This window comes from Bacillota bacterium (assembly GCA_040754675.1).
Taxonomy (GTDB): domain Bacteria; phylum Bacillota; class Limnochordia; order Limnochordales; family Geochordaceae; genus Geochorda.
Window position 1 is genome coordinate 1 of record JBFMCJ010000221.1, and the last position, 6823, is coordinate 6823.

General features: G+C 73.2%; 6 protein-coding genes and 1 pseudogene. All 7 read right to left on the minus strand.

What is annotated here, in order from left to right:
- On the minus strand, window positions 1-1282 hold a 1282-nt coding region (gene hemL, locus AB1609_13050; GenBank protein ID MEW6047387.1), incomplete at its 3' end, for a glutamate-1-semialdehyde 2,1-aminomutase.
- Between the two features lie 67 nt (window positions 1283-1349).
- Entirely contained in the window at window positions 1350-2339 is a 990-nt protein-coding gene (hemB, locus tag AB1609_13055; protein ID MEW6047388.1) for a porphobilinogen synthase, read from the minus strand.
- Window positions 2340-2358: 19 nt separating this feature from the next.
- Window positions 2359-3213: pseudogene (locus AB1609_13060) on the minus strand (uroporphyrinogen-III synthase).
- On the minus strand, window positions 3200-4303 hold the full coding sequence (locus AB1609_13065) for a hydroxymethylbilane synthase (protein ID MEW6047389.1): 1104 nt from the start codon (window positions 4301-4303) through the stop codon (window positions 3200-3202). The pseudogene AB1609_13060 and the gene AB1609_13065 overlap by 14 nt, the downstream one beginning before the upstream one ends.
- Complete coding sequence (gene hemA / locus AB1609_13070; protein ID MEW6047390.1) at window positions 4300-5613, minus strand: glutamyl-tRNA reductase; 1314 nt, start codon at window positions 5611-5613, stop codon at window positions 4300-4302. Before hemA ends, AB1609_13065 begins: the two co-directional genes overlap by 4 nt.
- Window positions 5610-6254, minus strand: a complete 645-nt coding sequence (locus tag AB1609_13075; GenBank protein ID MEW6047391.1) for a helix-turn-helix domain-containing protein — start codon at window positions 6252-6254, stop codon at window positions 5610-5612. The genes hemA and AB1609_13075 overlap by 4 nt, the downstream gene beginning before the upstream one ends.
- Before the next feature lie 5 nt (window positions 6255-6259).
- Window positions 6260-6823, minus strand: a 564-nt coding sequence (gene hemQ / locus AB1609_13080; GenBank protein MEW6047392.1) for a hydrogen peroxide-dependent heme synthase, incomplete at its 5' end; no start/stop codon positions are given.

Genomic DNA, 6823 nt, shown 5'->3' on the forward strand with positions numbered 1-6823 from the left:
AGAGTTGGCCCAGCGCCTCTCGAGCAGCCTGCACGACCTGGTCGATGACGCCTTCCTCATGGGCCAGGCCCACGAAGGCGGCCTCCAGCATGGCCGGCGCCAGGTGGACGCCGCGCCGCAGCATGGCGTGAAAGAACCCCGCGTACACAGCCGGGTCGGGCTGCTTTGCCTCGTCGAAATCCCGCGGCGCCGAACCCCTGAACGAAAGCCCCACCATGCCGCCGATCTGGGTCAGCGCGAGCTTCGCGCCGGCCTCCCGGGCTGCCTGCCGCAGCCCCTCCGCCAGCCTCCTGGCCAGCGCTTCCAGGCGCTCGTACGTCCCCGGGCGTTGGAGGAGTTGGAGCGTTGCCAGCCCTGCGGCGACCGCGACGGGGTTGCCGGCCAGCGTTCCCGCCTGATAAACCGGCCCTGCCGGCGCCACCATCTCCATCAGCGCCCGCGGCCCGCCGTACGCCCCCACGGGCAGCCCGCCGCCGATGACCTTGCCAAAACACGTCAGGTCGGGCGTGACGCCAAACCGCCCCTGGGCGCCGCTCCAGCCCACCCGGAACCCCGTGATCACCTCGTCGAAGATGAGCAGGGCCCCGTGGCGCCGGGTGATGGCGCGCAGGGCTTCCAGAAAGCCGGGTTGGGGCAGCACGACACCCATGTTGCCGGCTACCGGCTCGACGATGACCGCCGCGATCTCCTGCCCCCACCGGTCGAACACCGCCTCGACGTCCTCCGGGTGGTTGTAGCGGGCGAGGAGCGTCTCCGATGCGGCGCCCGGGCTCACGCCCGGAGCCGCCGGGGCCGAGGGAGCCGCACCGTATTCGTGAGCGGGCCCGCCGCTGCCCGCCGTCCCGTACACCGCCGCCCCGGAACCCGCCTTCACCAGCATCCCGTCCGAGTGCCCGTGGTAGCACCCCTCGAATTTCACCACGTACCGCCGCCCGGTGTACGCCCTGGCGAGCCGCACGGCGCTCATGACCGCCTCCGTGCCGGAGTTGACCAGGCGCACCATCTCCACGGACGGCACGGCCGAAGCGATGAGTTCGGCCAGCTCCACCTCCTGCGTCGTGGGCATGCCGAAACTCGTGCCGTTCGCCGCCGCCTTCCGCAAGGCCTCCACCACCGCGGGGTGAGCGTGGCCCAGGATGATGGCGCCCCACGACTGGACGAGGTCGATGTAGCGGCGCCCGTCGGCCCCGTACACGTACGGCCCCTCGGCCCGCTCCACGAAAACCGGCGTCCCGCCGACCGCCCGGAACGCCCGCACCGGGCTGTTGACCCCGCCCGGCATCACGCGCTGCGCCCGTTCGAACCAGTCCGCCACCGGCGCCGCCCCTCCCCCTTGTGGCCGCTCGGGCCTACTCTCGCAGCCACCTCGCCGCCTCCACAGCGTGGTAGGTGATGATCAGGTCAGCCCCGGCCCGGGCCAGGGCGGTCAGGATCTCCAGAACCACCGCACGCCGGTCGATCCAGCCCCTTGCCGCAGCCGCCTCGACCATGGCGAACTCGCCGCTCACGTTGTAAGCCGCCACCGGAAGTTGCACGGCCTCCCTCACTCGCTTCACCACGTCCAGGTAGGCGAGCGCCGGCTTGACCATGACGATGTCGGCGCCCTGCTGGACGTCGAGGAACACCTCGTGCAGCGCCTCCCGGGCGTTGGGTGGATCCATCTGGTAGGCCCGCCGGTCTCCAAACGCCGGCGCCGAGCCGGCCGCCTCGCGGAACGGCCCGTAGAACGCGGACGCAAACTTCGCAGAGTAGGCCATCACCGCCACGTCCTCGAACCCTTCCGCGTCCAGCGCCCGCCGGATGGCCGCCACCTGGTTGTCCATCATGGCACTCGGCGCGACGATGTCGGCCCCGGCAGCCGCGTGCGAGACGGCCGTGGCGGCGAGGCGTTCGAGGGTGGCATCGTTGTCCACCTCCACGGCGCCGCGGCGTTCCCGCAAGATGCCGCAGTGCCCGTGCTCCGTGTACTCGCACAGGCACACGTCCGTCACCACCACGAGTCCCGGCAGGCGCTCCTTCAGTCGCTGCACGGCCTGCTGCACCACGCCGTTCGGGTCGTCGGCGCCGCTACCCCGGGCGTCCTTGCCCTCCGGGATGCCGAACAGGAGCACCGCGCGAACCCCCGCCTCGAGCGCCTCCGTCGCCGGCTCCTCGACCCGGTCCACCGGCCAGCGGACGACGCCGGGCATGGACTCGACCGGCCGCGGCTCGACCCCCGCCGGCTGCACGAAGATGGGGTAGATGAACTGCTCGCCGGAAAGGCGGGTCTCCCGCACCATCGACCGCAGGGCCAGGGTGCGGCGCAGGCGGCGCGGCCTCGCCGGCCCGGCATCCAGCATAGCCTCCAACCCCTTCACGTCAACGCGCGCCACTGGCACGTGAACCCCCTTCGCCTTCCGCTGCTTTGCGCTTCTGCTGCCAGGCCTGCGCGCAGGCGGCGGCCAGGGCCTCAGCATTGGGAGAGGCAGCCTCGAACACCCGCCAGCCGGCGGCCCGCGCAGCTCCGGCGGTGGTCGGCCCGATGGCAATTGACCACACCTGCGGGCCGGTCAGGCTGCCCGACCACGCCTTCCCCGGGCCCCGTGCCAGAGCCCCCGCTAGGGCCTGAACGGCGCTTGGCGACGCCGCCAGCACGAGGTCGACCTCACCCGCGCAGACCAGCTCTGCCGCCCGCCGGGCCGCCGCCGGGTCGTCCCGGGTGCAGTAGGCCGTCACCCGCTCGGCGGCCGCCCCGCGCCTGGCAAGTTCGGACCCCAGGCCCTATGCGGCGCGGTCGCCCAGGGCCAGGAGCACGCGGCGGCCGGCCAGCGGGCCGGCTCGTTCCAGGGCGTCCGGCACCGCGGCTGCCTGCGCGCGCTCAGGCGTGCAGGCTACCCTCAGCCCTTCCCGCTCCAGCGCCTCACGGGTTGCCGGCCCCACCGCGCACAGGCGCGCGGGCACCTCCCCATGCGGGTGGGGCGGGGCCGGCTCTTGGCGGGCTTCACGGAGGGCCCGGGCGAGAGCCTCGGCGCCGTTGGCGCTGGTCACCACGACCCAGTCGAACTCCCCCGCCCACACCCGCCTCGCCGCCTGCCGCAGGGGCTCCGGGTCGCCGGGCGGATCGATGCGGATGAGCGGCATAAGCACCACGTCGGCCCCGGCCTGCTCCAGGGCCGCGACGGTAGAGCCGGCCTGGTGCGCCGGCCGGGTGATCAGCACCCTACACCCCGCCATCGGCTTCAACTGCAGCGCCCTCCCCGGCCCGTATGCGGTCGAGCAGCTGCTCCGCGAGCGCCTCTCCGGCCCGGCGGGCCTCGTCCACCCACTCGCCGGGCGTCCGGCCGGACAACTCGAGGCGGCAGCGCCCCCGGGCAGCAAGCCACCGGGCCGCGTTCGCCCCGCCGGCCCCCTCGGGAAGCGCCACAAACCCAATGAGTTCAAGCGTCGAACCCTCAAGGCGCGCCCGGGCGCCCACCGGCCAGCGGCACCCCGCCTCCGTACGCGCCATGAACGACCGCTCCGCTGCGGCCTCGGCGCGCACTTCGGCGCGGTCGATGGGAGCCAGCCACTCAAGTACCCGAGTGTCGTCCGCCCGGCACTCGATCGCAAGGATCCCCTGGCCCGGGGCCGGCACCAGTTGATCCGGCTCAAACCACCCGCTCAGCCGGCCGCTCAGCCCCAACCGCGCCAGCCCCGCAGCCGCCAGAGCCAGCGCGTCGTAGAGCCCTTCGTCCAGCCGTCTCAAGCGGGTTTCCACGTTGCCACGGACGGCCAGAGTCCGGATATCGGAGCGGATCAGGCGCAACTGCACCGACCGGCGCAGCGAAGCGGTGCCGATGCGCGCACCGGGCAAGAGCGCGGCAAGCAGCTTCCCGGCAGGCTGCGGCCCGGCATTCCTGACAGGGTCCCCGGGGTCGGCCTGATCGGCGGGCTTGCTCCCCGCCCCGCTGCCGGACGGCATCACGAGCACGTCGCGGGGATCCTCGCGTTCGGGGAAGGCCGCCAGCGTCAGCCCGTCCGGGAGTTTGGTCGGGACGTCCTTCAGGCTGTGAACCGCAAGGTCGCACCGGCGGTCCAGGAGGGTATGCTCCAGTTCCTTCACGAACGCCCCCACGGCCATGTCCGCCGTAGCATCCTCCGTCGCGGGGCGCTGCGCTTCGGCCCACCGGGCGGAGACCTGGTCGCCGCGGGTGCGGATGGGCACTACCTCGACCTCGAGCCCGGTCACGAGGCGGCGGATGCGCTCCAGGACGGCCTGGGTCTGGGCCATCGCCAGCCGGCTGCCCCGGGTTGCGACCCGCAACTTCTCCCTCGCCGCGCTCACCTGGCCGCCTCCGTCCGCTCTCCGGCGGCCGTTTCTTTCAGGTAGAGCGTGGGCAGGTGCATGAGCTTGTCGGTGAGGCGGCGGCTCATGGCCTCCAGCACCTCCCGGGCGCGGGGGCCGGCCTCCCCGTCCAGCCGGCGCAGAGCCCATTCTACCTGCTCGCGCCGGACGGCCTCCGCTTCTTGCCGCATCGCCACAAGCACGGGCGCCGCCCGCCTCTGGCGCAGCCACTCCATGAACGCTGCCGTCTCCTGGCCCACGATGGCCAGCGCCGCCGCCACGTCCTCGGCGCCGCTAACGCCCGGGCGAGATGCGCCGTCGGGCACGATTTCGTCGATGCTGGCCACATGGAGCCCGTGCGGCAGGGGATCGGGCACCTCGACGTCGCGGGGGACGGCCAGGTCCGCCACCCACAGCGGCCTACCGGCGCCGCCGCGCGGCCGCATGGCCTCGACGAGCCACGCGGCCGGGATGACCGTCCCCGGGGCCGTCGTGCAGGAGATGACGAGGTCAGCCCGCACAAGCTCCTCCGGCAGCGCGTCCAGGGCGAACGCCTCTACAGCGAGGTCCCGGCCCCCGCCATCCCGCCAGGCGTTGCGCTGCAGCACCGCCCCGGCTGCCTGCAGGGCGTGCTCGGGCCGCCTGGCGCAGAACGTGATCTGCCGGGCTCCCACAGCGGCCGCCTCCCGGGCCGCCAGCATGGCCATCTCGCCGCTCCCCACGATGAGCACCCGGGCGCGGCCGGCATCCAGCCCCCCGTCCAGCGCCCACCGGACGGCCGCCCTGGCCAGCGACGGGGAGCTTCGCCCGAGCATGGTCTCCGTTCGGACCCGCTTGCCCGCGTGGATGGCCCGCTGGAAGAGCGCCCCCAGCACCCCGCCCGGCGCCCGCACCCGCCTGGCCAGCTCCAGGGCCTCCTTGACCTGGCCCAAAACCTGCGGCTCTCCGACCACCGCCGAGCGGAGCCCCGCCGCCACCTCGAGCAGGTGGCGCACGCACGCCTCCCCGTCGCGCCGGATGCCGTGCGCCTCGAGCGCCCTCGTGCTCACGCCGCTCCGCGCGGCAAGGACGTCGGCGACGTGTCGCAGGCGTTCGGGGTCGTCCACGTACACCTCCACCCGGTGGCACGTGGCCAGCACCACGGCCGGCACCAGGAGTTGGCGCAAGTACTCCTCGACGTCGGCACGAGTCGCCAGCCGCAGGCGTTCCCGCAAGTCGAGCGGTGCCGTGCGGTAGTCGAGACCCAGCATGGCAGGGTTCACAGGGCCTGCCCCCTTCGCCGACGCCGCCCGCGACGCTGCCCCGCTCACCGATGCAACTCCCCTGCCGGCACCGATGCCGCCGGCCTGGCGGGCTCCAGGTACCCCTCCAGGGTGGCGATCATCAGCTCGTCGAAGAACAGGCCCGCCCGGTTCATCAGGCGCTGCCCGTCGGGGTCCCGCCCGGGCGGCGCATACAGGGAACGGGTGATGCCGTCCACGATGGCCTGCCGGAAGGTCAGAAGCGCCCGCGCGGTCTCGGGGATGCTGAGCCCGAGTCCGCGTGCTTCGCGGCCGTACTCCCGCATGATGGCGCGGGCCTGGTTGAGGTAAGTCTCGTGGTTGTTCTCCCGGGCGGCGTACTGGATGAGGAGCCCGAGAAGTTCGCGGCCGCTCAATTGCTTTGCGGAACGGTTCGCAGCATACCGCTGGGCCCACGCCTCCTGCGCCAGGCGCTCGCTCAGCTCTTGCCGGGTAACCGAAAGCGTCTGGTCGGCCAGCCGGGCCAGCCACTCGGCCGGCGGCTGTGCCTGGCTCCCGGCCAGGAACGCCAGCAGGTCGTCCCGCAGGTAGCGCCGGTGGCCGCCCGGCGTGCGGAACGCGCGCAACAGCCCCCTGTCCGTCCACCGCCGCAGCGTCGCCTCGTGCACCCCGAGGATCGTGCACGCCTCTTTCAGGCTGACCCACTCCACCGGCCTCACCCCAGATCGGCCACGGCCTCGGCCAGGCTCTTGCGGATGCCGGTCACGAACGGCGTCTCGGAGTGGACGTAGCGGCGGGCTCCCGCCGCGCGCAGGGCCCGGATGAGTTCGACGAGCCGTGCCAGGTTGTCCGTCTCGAAGGCCAGCACCCACTCGTGGTCCCCGAGCCCGAAGCCGGCCGTCGTGTTGGCGTAGACGTCCGGGAAGGGCGCCGCCAGGTCGCCGTGCTCCTTGAGCAGGGCCGCCCGTTCCTTGGGCTCGAGCAGGTACCACTCGGGGGTGCGGGAGAACGGGTAGACGCACAGGTAGCGCAGGGGCGCCTTGCCCTGAACGAACGCCGGCACGTGCTCCGGGTTGAACTCCGCCGGGCGGTGCAGCCCCAGGAACGCGTGGGCAAGTTCGAGGCGGCTCCCCAGCGCCGTGCGGCGGAAGGCGGCGAAGTGCCGCTGCAGTTCGTCGGCGGAGGGGGCCACCCACCACATCATCAAGTCGGCGTCCGGGCGGAAGCCGGCGGTGGAGTAGATCCCACGCACCTGCACCGGCGCCGCCCCGGTTTGGAA

Excerpts from the sequence above, each read along its gene's own strand:
- hemB (MEW6047388.1), bottom strand. The coding sequence starts at position 2,339 with ATGCTGGATGCCGGGCCGGCGAGGCCGCGCCGCCTGCGCCGCACCCTG.